The organism is Holdemanella sp. DFI.5.55 (assembly GCF_020593575.1).
Taxonomy (GTDB): Bacteria; Bacillota_I; Bacilli_A; order Erysipelotrichales; family Erysipelotrichaceae; genus Holdemanella; species Holdemanella hominis.
On the sequence record NZ_JAJDMK010000055.1, the window covers coordinates 1 to 16,714 of the forward strand.

Consider the following 16,714-nt stretch of genomic DNA (forward strand, 5'->3'; position numbering starts at 1 on the left):
GCAGGTGTTACATTTTGCTCTGGAGCTGGAGTCTCAGTCTGTTCTGGAGCAGGTGTTACATTTTGCTCAGGAGCTGGAGTCTCAGTCTGTTCAGGAGCAGGTGTTTCTGCTGGAGTTTCAGTTGTAGTTACCGGAGTTTCAACTACTTCTGCGGCTTTTTGTTCTGTTTCTTCTTTTACAGCTTCTTGACTAGCTGTTGCCACTGTTTCTTTCACTTCCCCTGTAATGTTACTTGAAACGCTAGCTGTTGTTGCTTCTTCAGTCTTTGAAGAATTTACTGTTCCATCTTCTGAAAAATAGTAAGATTTTCCTTCGATTTCTTGCCATCCTTTTGCTACAGTTTTATCTTCATTGACATAGCGGTCACCATGCCATCCTGGTTCTTCCTTAGCTGCAACTACTGTTGCCACAACAGGGAAAGCAGATGCTACACATAAAATCGCTGCAACTTTTTTACCATTATTTTCTACAAAGTTCATTTTATTCTACCCCCTATTTAAAATAGTTCATGACTAGTTTACCACGAAACCACCTCACAAACAACCCTAAATTATTTTTTTGGTTAGCATCTGTCAAAAGAAAAGGCCTCGTTTGAGGCCTAAATTATCATTAATTATTTTGTTTTTTCAATGATTTCTGTGAAGCTATCTTCTTTCAAACTAGCACCACCAATTAATGCACCATCAATATCTGGTTGAGCCATATATTCAACGATGTTGTTAGGTTTAACACTTCCACCATATTGGATACGTACTTTTTCAGCAGCTTCTTCACCATACATAACCTTAACTTGGTCACGTACGATTTTACAGCAGTTTTCAGCAATTTCAACTGAAGCAGATTTTCCAGTTCCGATAGCCCAGATTGGTTCGTAAGCAATTACCATTTCACCAACACATTTTGGACATAAGTCAGCTAAAGAACCAGCTAATTCTTCACGAATTACTTTTTCTGAGTTTCCAGCATCGTAATCAGCTTCTGTTTCACCAACACATAAGATTGGAGTGATTCCAGCTTTAATTAAACGTTTTGCTTTTTTGTTTACTGTTTCATCAGTATCACCGAACATTTCACGACGTTCTGAGTGACCGATAATGCAGTATTTAACTCCCATTTCTTCTAACATAGGAACACTAACTTCACCAGTGAAAGCTCCACTATCTTCAAAGTGGCAGTTTTCAGCAGCTACAACTAAGTTTTTAGCGTGATCCAATGCAGTTCTTAAATCAGTAAATGGACATCCAATTCCATAAGTAGCATTTTCGCTAGCAGCAACACCATCAACAGCTTCGAAGAAAGCTTTTGTTTCAGCGTTGTTTTTGTTCATTTTCCAGTTTCCAACGATAATAGGTTTTCTCATCTTAAGTACATCTCCTTATTACTTTTCGCTGATAATAGCGATACCAGGTAATGTTTTACCTTCCATATATTCCAAACTAGCTCCACCACCAGTTGAAACGTGAGAGAATTTGTCTGCATATCCTAATTGTTTTGCAGCAGCAGCAGAGTCTCCACCACCGATTACTGTAATAGCTTCTGGTAATTCAGAGATAGCTTTACATACTTCTTCAGTACCTTTAGCGAATTTAGGCATTTCGAATACACCCATAGGTCCATTCCATACTACAGTTTTAGCACCAGCTAAAGTTTCTTTGAACAATTCAACAGATTTAGGACCAATATCTAATCCCATCCATCCATCAGGAATTTGTCCAGCATCAGCAACACTAGTGTTAGCTTCTTCACTGAATGCATCAGCGATTACATTATCTACAGGAAGAACTAATTTGTCTCCAGCTTTTTCTAAATATTCTTTTGCCAAATCCAATTTGTCATCTTCAACTAATGAAGTACCGATTGAACCACCAACAGCTTTAGAGAATGTATAAGCCATTCCACCACCGATGATAACTTTGTCAGCTTTTTTCAATAAGTTGTCAACAACATCAATCTTACTAGATACTTTAGATCCACCAATGATAGCTACAAATGGGTGAGCTGGTTCATCAACAGCTTTTCCTAACATTGTAACTTCTTTTTCAACTAAGAATCCTAATCCGTTTTCTTTAATGTTTGTAGGGATACCTACAGTAGAAGCGTGAGCACGGTGAACAGATCCGAATGCATCTTCAACGAATACTTCACCTAAACTAGCCCAATATGCACCTAATTCAGGATCGTTTTTACTTTCGCCTTTTTCATAACGAGTATTTTGCATTAATACGATTTCACCATCAGCTAATGCATTTACAGCGTTTTCTAATTCTTCACCACGAGTTACTGGGCAGAAAGTTACTTTTACATCTGGTAACAATTCTTGTAAACGCACGGCTACGCATTCCAAGTTGTTTTTAGCTTTGTCTTCTTCAGTCTTAACTTTTCCTAAGTGAGACATCAAAATAACTCTAGCTTTGTTTTCTACTAAATATTTAATTGTAGGTAAAGCCATTACGATACGGTTATCATCAGTGATAACACCATCTTTTCTTGGCACGTTAAAATCACAACGTACGATGACCTTTTTTCCAGCTACATCAAGGTCTTTAACAGTTCTCTTTGTCATGTATATTCCTCCTACTGTCATTTTTGCACATCCATTATATCACTACATAAATTGATTGACTAGTTTTTCACAAGTAAAATATTTCACAAAAAGCGCTTACATCACTTACTTGTGGTAATTACGACCATTATTGATCATAAAACCACGATAAATCTGTTCCAACATCAAGACACGGGTCATTAAATGCGTAAAAGTTAGATCCGATAATTTCCAACGATAATTCGCTCTAGAAACTAATTTTTCACTTGGTCCAAGACTTCCCGCAATCACAAAGACAATATTTGAATACTTCATTTGCCACATATCCAAATTTTTCGCAAACGACTCAGAATCAATCATCTTTCCATGAAGATCAAGCAATACCACAAAATCTTGATCTGATAATTTTTCTAGAACACGATTTCCCTCTTTTTCTTTCACCAATAAGACTTCAGCTTCTCTAGAAACATGTTCATTTGCTTCATCCTTGACTTCGATTTCGCTAAACTTACAAAAAGCCGACAAACGCTTCATATATTCTTTCTCTAAAGACTGTAAAGCCTTATCTTTATTCTTACCAATCGCAATTAATTTAATCACAATACCCCTCCATCATTATTCTCTTGAATATCTTTCACAAAATAATCATACCGATCCAAAAATAATTTCATTGTTTGATAGCTAGATGTAGATTTATAATCCACTTCTTCTACCTTATCTTCATCAAATGATAAGATTTGTGCATTGGGAAAACCCAATAATATAGGTGAATGTGTCGCAATGATAAATTGACAATTTTGTTTCACACATTCCTCAATCAAGTATAATAATGCCAATTGATTCTGACAAGATAAAGCCGCTTCCGGTTCATCCAAAAAGTAAAGTCCATTTTTATTCGTTTGTTTCATCAATACAGAAAAGAAACTTTGACCATGCGATTGATCATGATATCTTTCAGACAAAACACCACTATACTCCATTTCTTTTGTCGCGACATTATAGAAGCTTTCTGCACGCAAGAAATACATCCAATCCGGTTTTCTAGAACGCCACAAACGCATATGTTCATGCAATCTAGAATACGAATCATACGTAGAAAAATTATAGTTTCTTGTTCCACCTTCTGGATTCAATCCATTTTTAATCGCAAGAGCCTCTAATAAAGTGGATTTACCACTTCCGTTTTCTCCACAAAAGAAAGTGACCGGCTTATTAAACATGAATTGATCAATACTTCGAATACTTTTAATATCGGCCACATAATCATCAATTTCATCCCACAAGATGTCAAATCCATTTATAAACATATATATCACCTAAAAAAAATAGTACTCTATTCGAGTACTAAATTCCATGATGATTTACATAATAAATATAGATACATAATCCAATCAAGATAAATCCCAATATCCAATTAAGCATTTCTTTTTACAATTCCATAATAGACTTTTGAAGTTAATACATAAATCACAATGTAGACTAGGGCAAAAGCCACAAAACACATAGATGTTGTTCGAACATAAAGCCATGAATCGCTCACAAACAACAAATGAAGTAACTTTTCAATCATTGGATACGCAAAACAAACATGAAGTCCTGCAACAAGTAATGGCATAAAGAATACCGTCAGTACTTGCGAATGAATAGCCTTCTTTACATCACTTTGTTCTAGACCTACTTTTTGCATAATTTCAAAACGATCCTTATCTTCATAGCCTTCAGTAATCTGTTTGTAGTACATAATCAGAATGGTTGCCATGATAAATAAGAAGCTTAAGAAGATTCCAATAAATAAGATGCCTGCATATAATTCAATCAAACCTTGTTTCTGATCCGATTTATTTGTCCAAATAAAATTATTTATATTTCCATTTTGAGTTAATTTTTCAATAACCCTACGATCATTCGCATCACAATCAAATGAATAACTAGCATATATTGTACTCGCGTCGTCGCCATACACATTTGTCTGATCTTCTTGCATCGTTTCTAAAGTCTTTTCTGAATCCACAATAATATAATAATGCTCTGTCACATTGGGATTTCTTTCATCCATCTTCAAGTGGTCTAATTGTTTCTTCACAACATATTCTTTTCCAAATAAAGATAAAGTTTTCTCTTTAGCCTTTTCTACATTGGAATACACATAGATTTCATTTGGCTTTAAAGAACCCTTGATATTTTCATAATCTTGAATATCTTTTAATGGAAGACAATAAAATTCTTGAATTTCATTTACGGCATTAATTCCCTCATCACGATAATCTGTAATCAAAGTGCCATTCTTTAAATATCCTGCATAACCCAACTCTTTATACGCAAGAAGATTCTTTGGAACAATGCCCATACGAATCAATTCTTCATTCATTTCATCAAAATCAATATTGGCAGCTTCCCCATATCCTGTTCCAATAAAATCTCTTGGATATTGTGAATCCACAACACGATCAATACTTGACCACATGCTAAGGGTTGACGACAGCATGACTAAAACCATTGTTGAAAGAATACAAATATTCGCAAGTCCTACGGCATTTTGTTTCATACGATACATCATGCCAGAAATACTAATAAAGTGATTCGTCTTATAATAGTAATTCTTGTTTTTCTTCATTAATTTTAAGAAAGTGACCGAAATCGATGTAAATAATAAATACGTTCCAATAATGACAAGTACTACAGCCACAAAAAAGACGTAGAGTGCGCTTAAAGGATTTTTAGTAGTAATTGATAAATAGTATCCAATACCTAGACAAAGAATACCAATAATGGAAAGAAACCATTTGGCCTTAGGCTCTTTTTCACCCATATGATCGGAATGAAGCAATTCAATCGGACTTGAAATATGAATACGAATCATAGAATAGAAATAGATCAATACATAAATCAATCCAATCACAAGAACACATTGTCTCATACCTATAAAAGAAAAGTAGAAGCCGAGTATAATGTCTGCACCAATCATTTTTGCGATAACCAAAAACATCGCTTTATCCAGTAAAACACCTAATCCAATTCCTAAAATTAATGAAACAAGTAGAGTTATTAATGTTTCATAAAACAAAACTCGAGCTAAGTGTTTCTTTTCCATTCCCAATATAGAGAATAATGCGAATTCTTTTTGTCTTCTTTTAATCAAGAAACTATGTGTATAGAACAAGAAAATAAACGCAAAGATTTCAATAATCACAGTGCCAAAACCTAATAACTGCTTTATAGATGCTCCTCCTACAATTTCATTTAAATGTGGATTATTCGCCAAAGAAACAACCATATACAACATCATTGTCGTTAAGACACTCGTTAATATATAAGGAATGATGGTACGCGCATTCTTCTTCAAATTATCTACAGCTAAATTTAAATAGAAAGCTCTACTCATGATGCACACCACCTGTAGCTAATAATGTCAACGTATCACTAATACATTGGTACATCTGATCTAAATTCTTATTTCCCTTATAAATTTCATGGAAAATTTTTCCATCCTTAATAAACAGAACGCGAGAAGCGTGACTTGCTGCCTTTGTCGAATGAGTAACCATTACGATTGTTTGTTGATTCGCATTGATTGTTCCAAATAAATGTAAAAGTTCCTCTGTACTCTTTGAATCCAAAGCTCCCGTTGGCTCATCGGCCAAAATTAGATCTGGATTTGTGATGATAGCACGAGCTACAGCTACACGCTGCTTTTGTCCACCACTAATTTCATATGGAAACTTATCTAAAATACCCTCAATCCCTAGTTGTTTTGCGATAGGTTCCAATCTTTTTTTCATTTCTGGATATTTTTTCTTGCTTAAAACCAAAGGCAAGAAAATATTATCGCGATTATTAAAATTATCTAATAAGTTAAAATCTTGGAATACAAAGCCCAAGTGTTCTCTTCGAAAGTTCGCAATTTCCTTTTCTGAAATATGCGTAATATCTTTACCATGTAATAAGACTTGTCCACTTGTTGGTTTATCTAAAGCTGCCAAGATATTTAATAGTGTTGTCTTACCAGATCCAGACTCACCCATAATAGCGACATATTCGCCTTTATTCACACTAAAGTTTACGTTGGTCAATGCCTGTACTTGATTCTGTGTAAATCTTGTTGTATATACTTTTTTTAAATTTTTTACTTCCAATAATGCCATATTCATTACCTCCATGTACACCAAAATTCTACAAAGAATTCAAAAATGCAGCCATCGATTCAGCTAACACTATTCTTACAAGATTGTAAGATTACTCAATTCTTCCTTCAAAATGCGTAAGGTCTAATATCACTCGAGTGCCCTTACCTACATTAGATTCAATCGTTATTTTATGATTCAGCATATCTAAAATATTTTTACATAAATATAGACCTAAACCACTTGCCGTTTTATCACTACGTCCATTCATACCTGTATATCCTTTTTCAAACACACGACTTAGATCACTTGCACTAATACCAATACCCGTATCTTCAATAACTAAAACATGTTTAGACTTCATATATATAGATATCAAACCATTTTCATTGGTATATTTAAGACTATTCGAAAGAATTTGTTCCAACACAAACACAAGCCACTTTTCATCACTCAAAATAACATCCCCGGTTTCTTTAAAACTCAACTGAATGTGTTTACGAATAAATTCTGTAGAAAAGCGACGAATCGATTGTCGAATCAAATCATCCAACTCCAATTCTTTAAATAAGAAATCAGTATGCGTACTATGTAAGCGTAAATAGGCTAAAACCATATCTGTATATTGATCCATACGTAAGAGTTGTAACTTAATTTCACTACGACTCAATTCCTCATCTTCAAGTAGTAATTTCATAGCGGCAATGGGAAGCTTAGCCTGATGTACCCACATCGTAAAATAATCTTCTAGATCATGCATTTTGTTTTCTGAAGAAATAACATACTCATCATGATTGTCTTTCATAGCCACTAAGATTTTATGATAATCTTCTCCCATCAATGAAAAATCTTGAAGATCACAAGACAAAGAAACATTACTATTGGATTGAAGTGTTACTAAGGTTTGGTGTTTCTTATAATATTTGTAGTAATCCCAAAAGAAACAAACTACCAACAATACACATAAAATCATAAAGGCATATGTAAAAGCTTCAAGTTCTAAATTATAGAGTTTAAATACAACATAACATGTAAAAAGACTAAAAGTATATATAACTATAAACAAACGTCGATCTTTTAAATAATGACTAAACAACTTCATATCTTATATCCCAATCCTTTTTTTGTTTGAATAAAATCCACAATGCCAATACTCTCTAACTTTTTACGCAAACGATTCACATTCACACTTAGTGCATTTTCATCCACATAAAAGTCCGTCTTCCACAAATATTCCATTAAACTATCTCGAGATACAATCGTCCCCTTCTTTTCCATAAGTAAACGTAGGATCTTAGCCTCATTCTTACTCAGTTCAATTTGAGAAGATTGAAAACATACCGTATTATCATCTAAATTAAAGCGTACACCTTGATATTCAAGGATATTATGATTGGATACAAAGTCATAGCTACGCCTTAAGATTGCCGTAATTTTAGCAGCTAGAACATTTAAATCAAATGGTTTGCATACAAAATCATCCGCACCCTTAGAGATAGCCATCACAATACTCATATTGTCTGTAGCACTTGAAATAAAAATAATTGGAACTTTGGATCCTTCACGAATCTTTTCCGTCCACAAATATCCATTCAAATAAGGCAGTGTTATATCCATTAATACTAAGTCTGGATTGAAAGATTGAAATACATCCATCACATTATAAAAATCAACAACTCGATTAACATCATAGTTCCAAGATTTAAGAAACGATTCTAACTTTTTTGAGATGAGTTCATCATCTTCTACAATCATTATTTTATACATAGTCTCACCCACTTTATTATACTGCATAAGCCAGGAAATCTTTCTAACAATGCTGTAAGATAAAACAAAGAGGAAGCGATAGTATAATCTATCTTCAAACGGGAATTCTCATTCTAGAAGTATTTTTATGTTTACTCTTAAACAAGCTTTTAAAGAACAAATTAAGCAAAAAAATACGATACCCTATCTGTATCGCATTACTATTAAATTGTTGAAATATGCGTACATATAAAGCTATGTGAGCTATACATAATTTGTATTATTAATCGTATTCAAGAAAAGAAAACCAATATTCTGCATAATAGTATCAGCTATCATATCCACATCGTAACTTTTGGTTCTGTGAATATGTCCACCTACAACATCACAACAACAAAAGAAATCACAAATACATTATTAAAAGTAAAGCCAAATTTCTATCTACTTAGCAAAGACTTCGTGGATGAATCCACATCAAAAGAAGATATGGAAATCCTATTTAAACAAATTGGAAGACTTACTAAAGTATCCCCTGTTTATTTTGTATATGGCAATCATAAAAGCAAAACAAAATTCACAAGAAATAAACTCAATCACAAAATCACTAAAAACAATATTATCATTCTAAATGATCAAGAAGTACATTTAAACAACATAACTCTAATCGGCAGAAAAGACTACACAAACAAAAATCATTAGCTCAGGCCTTGTTGGTTGAGGTTTTACAATGAGAACAGAGGGTATATGTGAGTATGCGGTAGTCAATGTCACACAAGAGAAATAAACGATATTCTAGCAAAAATCTTTATGGTAACAAAACTTCGACAATACATATAATTATAACTTCCACGTTCTATTCTAGCAAAAATTCATATGGTAACAAAACTAGTCATATTAAGCTTCCTCCTGTAGTGTTGTTCTGTTCTAGCAAAAATTCATATGGTAACAAAACGCGAACCTTTAAAGGTAGCTTTCACGCTTCGTTCTGTTCTAGCAAAAATTCATATGGTAACAAAACTGTCTGCCACTGTTAGACTTGCCCATTGCAGTTCTGTTCTAGCAAAAATTCATATGGTAACAAAACTTCGACAATACATATAATTATAACTTCCACGTTCTGTTCTAGCAAAAATTCATATGGTAACAAAACTCCATTAATCAAATTAGACAATGTGTCTAAGTTCTGTTCTAGCAAAAATTCATATGGTAACAAAACTATGGTCACGTAGGTTTCGTTGAAGCCTTTGTTCTGTTCTAGCAAAAATTCATATGGTAACAAAACTTCGTTTATTTACTCTTTCTTCTTCAAATCGTTCTGTTCTAGCAAAAATTCATATGGTAACAAAACCAATTAAATTGACAATATACAATACTTCCATGTTCTGTTCTAGCAAAAATTCATATGGTAACAAAACACTGTTCAACATTTGTTCAGGCATACCGCAGTTCTGTTCTAGCAAAAATTCATATGGTAACAAAACGTAGTTGGAAGTGTTGTAAGTGGTATCATCGTTCTGTTCTAGCAAAAATTCATATGGTAACAAAACATCGTATGATCGTCTTGTTCGTGTCTCCAAGTTCTGTTCTAGCAAAAATTCATATGGTAACAAAACAAGTCTCGCATTGAAGTCCTCAATCGTCAAGTTCTGTTCTAGCAAAAATTCATATGGTAACAAAACCATTTGTGTCTGTGTATTTCTTTGCTTTAGGTTCTGTTCTAGCAAAAATTCATATGGTAACAAAACTGACTGTGAGTGTTTCATTCATGTCCAAATGTTCTGTTCTAGCAAAAATTCATATGGTAACAAAACCATATTTTTCAATTGTCTTTCTAATAACCTGTTCTGTTCTAGCAAAAATTCATATGGTAACAAAACCTGTCAAATGGTCTAGTCTGATACAGTCAAGTTCTGTTCTAGCAAAAATTCATATGGTAACAAAACCTCATTACAACAATTTGGACTTAAAGGAATGTTCTGTTCTAGCAAAAATTCATATGGTAACAAAACCATAATCAATGAAAATATCTTTTAAATAGTGTTCTGTTCTAGCAAAAATTCATATGGTAACAAAACCTCAAAAATATGGTAGCACATTTTTGAATGTAATAGAATACTAATTATTTAATTGAAAAATGATCTAGTTCTTGATAAATATCGTGTGTTTTATGAGTGTATATTTGTTGTAAATAATCAATTGTCATTTGTTCTACCTCCTGTAACGTATATGTTTGAAGTGATTTTTGTGATAGGTCGTAATAAATTTGTTCCATGTCTGCTAAATCTATTATTTTATCTTGCAATAAAGATGTGTTTTGTACATTCATTAAATTATTGTAATAATTTGTAAAAATCATCAATTTAACATTCTCAATTTTATTGATTTTCTGAAGAATTTTATCACTTAAATTATCTAGTTTGCCAAAGACAAAGACATTATCATATTTTGAATTATGATTGGAAATATATTCAACTAAATCCAATTGAAACAAAATCAATTCATCTCTCGTCAGATCAAATTCATCTTTTTGTAATTCGTCTTCATAATATGGTGACAACATTTTTATCAATTGTTTATAATTAGCTCCATTAAACATAATTTTAAGCAATGATTCATCATTGACTTCTTCTGATAATGAATTTAACAATATATCAATTGTACTGATAGTATCAAAATACTCTTGATTTTGAAGTTTACTTTCCAAATATTTTAACATCAATGATTTCGTAGTGAGTTTTTTATCCTCATTAAGAGAATACATTTCTGTTATTTCTATGAACATATTATTTTTAATTTCTATCTCTTTTTCGTTTATAAACATTTTCGTACTAATATTATTTTCTGTTCTGTTTTCACTTTTATCTTTTGAAGTAAACAATCGAATTGCTTGTAGCAATGTATAATTCATACTTGAATCTGAAATTATATATTTTACATGATCCATTTGAAGATTCCATTTATTTGTTCCATTTTTTATAGTCAACAAATTCATAATTTTATAAATGCATCGCTGTTCACGACTTGTTCTTGATTTGATTTACCACCAACTATTATTTCAATCTTCGCATATTGTTTTTCTGTAACCAATAAAATTCGTATTTGTCCTTTTTGTGGAACATTTCTTTGCAAAATATTTACATGTTTTACTGCTGCTTCACGATTCGCAAATATTTTACAATATACCGAATATTGCATCATAATATATCCATTTTTAATTAGATATTTTCTGAATGTTGCATAAATTCTTCTATCTTCTTTGGATACTACGGGTAAATCAAAAAATAATATTAATCGCATAAAATCATAAATCATATATTACTGGTAATGGATACAAAATAGAATCGGCTTCACCATCTAAATAGTTAAATATAGAATCTAAATAAAAGCTAATCGCATTTGCTACTGTTTGTTTTCTTCCATCAATCATAATTTTCTTGTTTGTCAATTGTATTAAAGCTTCTCTATGAGATTGTTTAAAAATAATATCATCCATCATATTGTTGTAAACATAATGATCTACTACCGGTCTAAAGACTTCTATAATATCATCACTTAAGTTAAACATATTCTGTTTACCTTTATGAAAAATGCCTATATTGGCGATATATCCCTTAGCTACAATAATCGATGTTATTAAAGATCTAAATATAGCATAACCATAATTTAATCCAGCATTTATCACATCTTCTTCAAATCGAATAAAATCATGACCAAAAAGTTCTCTAAAATACATCTTAGCTGCTAAACCTTCTCTGTTCGTTTTATCTCCAGAAACAACACTATCTACAAATTCATACAGCTTCTTTTCCACCTCAAAATCTTTATTATTGACCTTCAATATTTCTATTTGATTTAAAATCTTCATTTTTACAATCATTGCATGTAAATCATCTTTACGTTTTGAATCCCAGCAAATTTGTTTTGAAATATTCCCACTACTTGAAAAATGTCCATTCATCGGTAATATATAGCTTTTCGGCAAATGATCCACTCCACAAATGATGGTACACACATTATTATCTGTTAATTTATTAATTAAAGGTACACTCAAATTAGACTGATAATTATCAATCACTAGAATTTGAATATCTGAAACAGGAATCAATAAAGTGTCATTTTTAATTTCCACTTTCAAATTATCTAAATACAGTCTCAAATACTCACATTTTTCAATATATATAACTCTATAGCCCATAAAAAGGGTAAAAGAAAAGGCTCCGAAGAGCCGAATCCGGGATAAACCCTTGTTTTGTTAGGTCATAAAAATTTTTGCTAGAATATAACCATCCTTAGTATACTCTATTTAAATTCCAATTTCAACTTATTATCCTTCACTTCGTATAGATTTCCCAATACATCTGTAGCATATTTTCTTATATCTTTTGCTGTAGTTATTACTTTTTGTTGTCTTTTCTTATAAGCAAACATTGGATATAAATTAATCACATTCTTTTTATCATCACCAGTTAATGCAAACAACAAAATTTCTGGATTTACTCCGTCGTGAAGTATTTTTTTATCCGCTACCTCATCATACACATCGTAAAAATATGGTTGTCCTTGCTCTTTCACAACACCTAAAAGCTCATCCCTATGCATAGAAAATAGGAATTTATCTGTACTTTTAATTCTCTTCTTTTCTTTTTCACCATCGTACCATTTTCTATCAATTACATATGTACCTTTTGTTCTATTGAAAGATACATCTTTGAAATATATTGTTACAAATCTAAACTTTCCGTCTGCACACTTATAAAAATCTGTTCTATATGTCTTAATTTGTTTTAGAATAACTTTTTTATTATTTGTATGATAATTTGAAGAAATATCTAAATGATTACCGAGAACTTCACTTTCAAATTTCATTGTCACAATTTCAGGACCATTTCCCTTCTTAGAATATTTACGTATAGACCCATTTTCTTCTTTATATTTAGTTAATGGATTTTCCCCAACTAAAGTAATAATTTCTTTATCTTTTTTCTTAGTTACTTTATACATTTTTGAATCCGATTTAAACTGTTCGTAATGATATTTCACAATGCCTCTAATTAAATCGAATGTCTGTGGATCATGCTTTGACATTAAATATTTTGTGTCATTTCCATTTAAAATATCTTCTACAAGCCGTTTATCTTTTGAATCGTAAATATTAGGAATTCTTTCAATCAAGTAATCCGTTCCATCCACATTTCTTGTACTGTAGATAGTTTCATTCGCAATCTGACGATTTGGCTTTGTATTCACCTTATGAGAAATTTTAATTGGATTAAAATGCATATCTTCTTTATCAATCATGCGATTATAATACTGATTACTTTCTTGATATAACGTTTTCAAATTCACAATATATTGAATATATCTTTCATCAAAGAATACCTTATCATCAGGAATTGTAATAATTTCTCCCGTTTCTTCATTATATAAACCATTGAAATCATGTTCTTGTTTTGCAAGGTATCCATTTAATAGATTCATTTTCTTTACAGAAGCCACAATCAGTGCATCCACTGCATGGTGCAAATAATCTTCATCACGATCTTTTTCTAAATGGATTTTCTTTCTAAACAAATCCGTAACTCGACCATTGATAGTATGAACTTTTGTATTAATCTCATTATCTTTAAAATAGTCTGATAACGTATTTAAAACAACACGGCAAGCATAACTTGTATCTACTAGATTTCGATTAATAAATTTTTTAGCCACTTCTTCCTTAGTGATATTTTCTTCATTTAATAAATTCAACTTCTTTTTGTATGGAATGTTATCGTTAGAAAGAACATTTTTCTTAAATTCTGAATAACTGCATCCCATTCCATTAAATTTATTAGCTGCATATGCCATAAAAGGAGTCAAATTACCTTTCACTTGATTTTCTGAATGTAATGCTAAAACTTTATTATTTTGAGAATCATCTAATGATATAGAGATTGGGATAATATGATCAATTTCTGTATACTTTGGATCTTTAATGACTCGATTTAAATCTAAAGGTTCAAAAGTATATGCACTCTTGCCTCCTTGTTGCAAATATAAACTAATTTTCATTCTTGTTTTTCCATTAATTTTTGTTGGATCATACCCCTTTTCATTCAAAAATTTATCCATTTCTTTAGATCCATTCTCTCGATTTTTTTGGTAGTTACTAATTCTCTTTTTCTTTTCATCTGAATTCTTATCACGAGTCATCTCAACAACAATGGAATCGAATTCTCCATATTTCTTTCTCAATGCATTTACAACTTTAAAAGTTTCATTCTGCGCTCTTTTTGCTACTGGAGATAAAATAGCTTCTGAATCTGCTTCAATATTCTTTTTACCTTTATAAGAAACACGATTCTTGTCAAACAACTTCAATTCATGTAACAGCTGCATTTGATTCATTTCAGATTCAAACAATTCTTTATTTAATAAATTCAATGCTTTAAAAGATAATGAATGATAGCCTGTTATTCCTGTTGTATTTGCTAAAGTATCTACCACTGAATCAGAAAGTCTATACTCCAAATGATACAAGTAATCTTTTCTTTCTTGTATACCCTTTTTATTTGTAAGAATTTCAATAATTCTATCTAGCATTTCATAATCATTTAATGAAATTGAATATCCTTCTTTTTCTAAAATTGATTTAATTTTCTTATATCCCTTGAACTCAGTAAAAATAGCTTTCTGATTTTTGTCTATACGATAGCCTTTAATATCAACTTCATCCACATTTAATTCTTTTGCCAATTGACGTAAAGTAATATTCCCTTTCTGACTAACTATAGTTAAAATTCCCTTCTTCTCCTCTGGACATAACTTATTACCATCTACTGTTAAATTATTCATATCATTTAAGAAATTAAACAAGTCTGCTGTTACCGCCATTTTAGGAGCTCTTAGTTCATCTGGAAATACGCTACATTTCCCACGCATTTTTTCAATCAAATCTATTTCTTTAATTTGCCCATCAACTTCTATAAATCGTCCATATGGTGTCGGTGATTTTTCACTTCCAGGTCCCTCATAATACGCTCTTCTTCGTGCAACAATATCAATAATCTTGTTAATAAGTTGTTCATCTAATTCCTGGTGACGTAATATCTCATTCAATTCGTTTACATAATCTTTTGTTGAGAAATTATTTTCATGTCCACGAATATGATCCTTATCATTTAAATTATCCAATTGAATTTGACAAATATATTTTCCTTGTTTAATCAACTGCTCATTATGCTGTAAAGTAGCCTTTAAGCTTAATTCGTCATCACTCTTTTTTACATCTTCTTCTACAGTTTCAATAACACTACCTCTGTGTTTTGTTATATGTAAAACAGCTGCCGTTAATTCATCATTTGTTAGTTTTTCGCTTAAACCTTTACAACGCAATTCATATACATTCTGCAAAGGATGATAGTCATTTGACATTATACCATTTTCCTTCAACAATTTTTGCATGTCCATAATTCGAGTATGACGTCTTGAAGTCAAACGTCTACGACTTCTAGCGTCTCTACGTTTTACATTATCTTCTGCTGTGCCTTCTTTAAACAAACGTACTCCATAGTCTACAAATTTACCTGTTTCAAGATCTATAATTCCATACCCGCAGCTACTAATTCCTATGTCTAAACCTAATACATACTTATTATCCATTGTAATGCCCTCCATAAAGTGATTATGTTATATGCATTATATCACTTATGTAAGCTATTTCCTATACGTTTCTATATAAAAAGCAAAAGTGTATGCTATCAGCATACACTTTATATAAAGCAGAATTTGCGTATTCAAGTTATATTTTGCCTTTACATTACAATATACGTTATTCAACATCATCATAGATTAATTTGAAGTTTTTTCAAAAAGTTTTGAGAGTGAATGTCTTTTTCACATTGGACATTTATAATTGAAATTGCTACTAGATATGGCAGGTGGTTTCCTCTGGATAAATCCTTGAGACTTTCGATCCCCGGGATGGAGGAATAGGCGTATGCAAATTCAAGTTAATATTGATATAACTATTGTTTTAATAGCTATTGTACAACTCATACGAGTTATCATTATTATTCATGAAGAAAACAAAAAGCGCTAACCACCCACTCACAACGGGATTAGCGCTTCTACCTAATCCAGAGTGACCACCATATCTAGTAGTCTTTTCTGTATTTGTATTATAACGAGAATGATGTTAAATATCAACTTACCGATTTACACATGTATTTTAAAAAAATTTTGAGGTTTAATGTCTTTTTCACATTGGGTATTTATAATTGAAATTGCTACTAGATATGGCAGGTGGTTTCCTCTGGATAAATCC

At 31.6% G+C, this 16,714-nt stretch carries 13 protein-coding genes, 1 pseudogene and 1 CRISPR repeat array; of the genes and pseudogenes, 1 reads left to right on the plus strand and 13 read right to left on the minus strand.

Translation table 11 applies throughout. The features are described 5' to 3' along the window. The 9 genes and pseudogenes from LJE08_RS10035 to LJE08_RS10075 form a co-directional block, all read right to left on the minus strand. Window positions 1-479, minus strand: a pseudogene (locus LJE08_RS10035) (hypothetical protein); the annotation flags it as partial. A 134-nt stretch (window positions 480-613) separates the two neighbouring features. After that, the gene (tpiA, locus tag LJE08_RS10040) at window positions 614-1,360 is read right to left on the minus strand and encodes a triose-phosphate isomerase (protein ID WP_003864374.1); all 747 of its coding nucleotides are present in this window, start codon (window positions 1,358-1,360) and stop codon (window positions 614-616) included. Window positions 1,361-1,378: 18 nt separating this feature from the next. Next, a complete protein-coding gene (pgk, locus tag LJE08_RS10045) occupies window positions 1,379-2,563 on the minus strand; it encodes a phosphoglycerate kinase (RefSeq protein ID WP_117926647.1) in 1,185 nt (394 codons plus the stop codon). A 105-nt stretch (window positions 2,564-2,668) separates the two neighbouring features. Further along, window positions 2,669-3,142 carry a 23S rRNA (pseudouridine(1915)-N(3))-methyltransferase RlmH gene (locus tag LJE08_RS10050; protein WP_186998332.1) on the minus strand — a complete coding sequence of 158 codons (474 nt, stop codon included), beginning with the start codon at window positions 3,140-3,142 and terminating at the stop codon, window positions 2,669-2,671. Then, window positions 3,139-3,849 (minus strand): AAA family ATPase, encoded by a 711-nt coding sequence (locus LJE08_RS10055; protein ID WP_227403101.1) that lies wholly within the window; start codon window positions 3,847-3,849, stop codon window positions 3,139-3,141. Before LJE08_RS10055 ends, LJE08_RS10050 begins: the two co-directional genes overlap by 4 nt. A gap of 107 nt (window positions 3,850-3,956) precedes the next feature. Beyond that, complete coding sequence (locus LJE08_RS10060) at window positions 3,957-5,924, minus strand: ABC transporter permease (protein WP_227403102.1); 1,968 nt, start codon at window positions 5,922-5,924, stop codon at window positions 3,957-3,959. Beyond that, window positions 5,917-6,684 (minus strand): ABC transporter ATP-binding protein, encoded by a 768-nt coding sequence (locus LJE08_RS10065; protein WP_227403103.1) that lies wholly within the window; start codon window positions 6,682-6,684, stop codon window positions 5,917-5,919. Before LJE08_RS10065 ends, LJE08_RS10060 begins: the two co-directional genes overlap by 8 nt. Window positions 6,685-6,775: 91 nt before the next feature. Next, window positions 6,776-7,765 (minus strand): HAMP domain-containing sensor histidine kinase, encoded by a 990-nt coding sequence (locus LJE08_RS10070; protein ID WP_186998336.1) that lies wholly within the window; start codon window positions 7,763-7,765, stop codon window positions 6,776-6,778. Beyond that, window positions 7,762-8,430 (minus strand): response regulator transcription factor, encoded by a 669-nt coding sequence (locus LJE08_RS10075; protein WP_186998337.1) that lies wholly within the window; start codon window positions 8,428-8,430, stop codon window positions 7,762-7,764. The genes LJE08_RS10070 and LJE08_RS10075 overlap by 4 nt, the downstream gene beginning before the upstream one ends. A gap of 348 nt (window positions 8,431-8,778) precedes the next feature. On the opposite strand from LJE08_RS10075, the gene LJE08_RS10080 reads away from it, so the two are divergent. Further along, entirely contained in the window at window positions 8,779-9,108 is a 330-nt protein-coding gene (locus LJE08_RS10080; RefSeq protein ID WP_227403104.1) for a hypothetical protein, read from the plus strand. An 85-nt stretch (window positions 9,109-9,193) separates the two neighbouring features. Beyond that, window positions 9,194-10,484: a CRISPR direct-repeat array (repeat unit 36 nt; unit sequence GTTCTGTTCTAGCAAAAATTCATATGGTAACAAAAC). A gap of 44 nt (window positions 10,485-10,528) precedes the next feature. Here LJE08_RS10080 and LJE08_RS10085 read toward each other — a convergent pair. The 4 genes from LJE08_RS10085 to cas9 all read right to left on the minus strand — a co-directional run bounded on the left by LJE08_RS10085 (window position 10,529) and on the right by cas9 (window position 16,050). Then, a complete protein-coding gene (locus LJE08_RS10085) occupies window positions 10,529-11,401 on the minus strand; it encodes a hypothetical protein (protein ID WP_227403105.1) in 873 nt (290 codons plus the stop codon). Continuing rightward, entirely contained in the window at window positions 11,398-11,706 is a 309-nt protein-coding gene (gene cas2 / locus LJE08_RS10090; protein WP_227403106.1) for a CRISPR-associated endonuclease Cas2, read from the minus strand. Before cas2 ends, LJE08_RS10085 begins: the two co-directional genes overlap by 4 nt. 4 nt (window positions 11,707-11,710) lie before the next feature. Further along, the gene (gene cas1, locus LJE08_RS10095; RefSeq protein WP_227403107.1) at window positions 11,711-12,604 is read right to left on the minus strand and encodes a type II CRISPR-associated endonuclease Cas1; all 894 of its coding nucleotides are present in this window, start codon (window positions 12,602-12,604) and stop codon (window positions 11,711-11,713) included. Window positions 12,605-12,708: 104 nt separating this feature from the next. Further along, the gene (gene cas9, locus LJE08_RS10100) at window positions 12,709-16,050 is read right to left on the minus strand and encodes a type II CRISPR RNA-guided endonuclease Cas9 (RefSeq protein ID WP_227403108.1); all 3,342 of its coding nucleotides are present in this window, start codon (window positions 16,048-16,050) and stop codon (window positions 12,709-12,711) included. Window positions 16,051-16,714 lie beyond the last annotated feature (664 nt).

Coding starts and splice junctions, on each gene's coding strand:
- LJE08_RS10055 (WP_227403101.1), bottom strand. CDS start 3,849: ATGTTTATAAATGGATTTGACATCTTGTGGGATGAAATTGATGATTAT.
- LJE08_RS10075 (WP_186998337.1), bottom strand. CDS start 8,430: ATGTATAAAATAATGATTGTAGAAGATGATGAACTCATCTCAAAAAAG.
- LJE08_RS10065 (WP_227403103.1), bottom strand. CDS start 6,684: ATGGCATTATTGGAAGTAAAAAATTTAAAAAAAGTATATACAACAAGA.
- LJE08_RS10080 (WP_227403104.1), top strand. CDS start 8,779: ATGTCCACCTACAACATCACAACAACAAAAGAAATCACAAATACATTA.
- LJE08_RS10060 (WP_227403102.1), bottom strand. CDS start 5,924: ATGAGTAGAGCTTTCTATTTAAATTTAGCTGTAGATAATTTGAAGAAG.
- cas9 (WP_227403108.1), bottom strand. CDS start 16,050: ATGGATAATAAGTATGTATTAGGTTTAGACATAGGAATTAGTAGCTGC.
- cas2 (WP_227403106.1), bottom strand. CDS start 11,706: ATGCGATTAATATTATTTTTTGATTTACCCGTAGTATCCAAAGAAGAT.
- pgk (WP_117926647.1), bottom strand. CDS start 2,563: ATGACAAAGAGAACTGTTAAAGACCTTGATGTAGCTGGAAAAAAGGTC.
- LJE08_RS10085 (WP_227403105.1), bottom strand. CDS start 11,401: ATGAATTTGTTGACTATAAAAAATGGAACAAATAAATGGAATCTTCAA.
- tpiA (WP_003864374.1), bottom strand. CDS start 1,360: ATGAGAAAACCTATTATCGTTGGAAACTGGAAAATGAACAAAAACAAC.
- LJE08_RS10070 (WP_186998336.1), bottom strand. CDS start 7,765: ATGAAGTTGTTTAGTCATTATTTAAAAGATCGACGTTTGTTTATAGTT.
- cas1 (WP_227403107.1), bottom strand. CDS start 12,604: ATGGGCTATAGAGTTATATATATTGAAAAATGTGAGTATTTGAGACTG.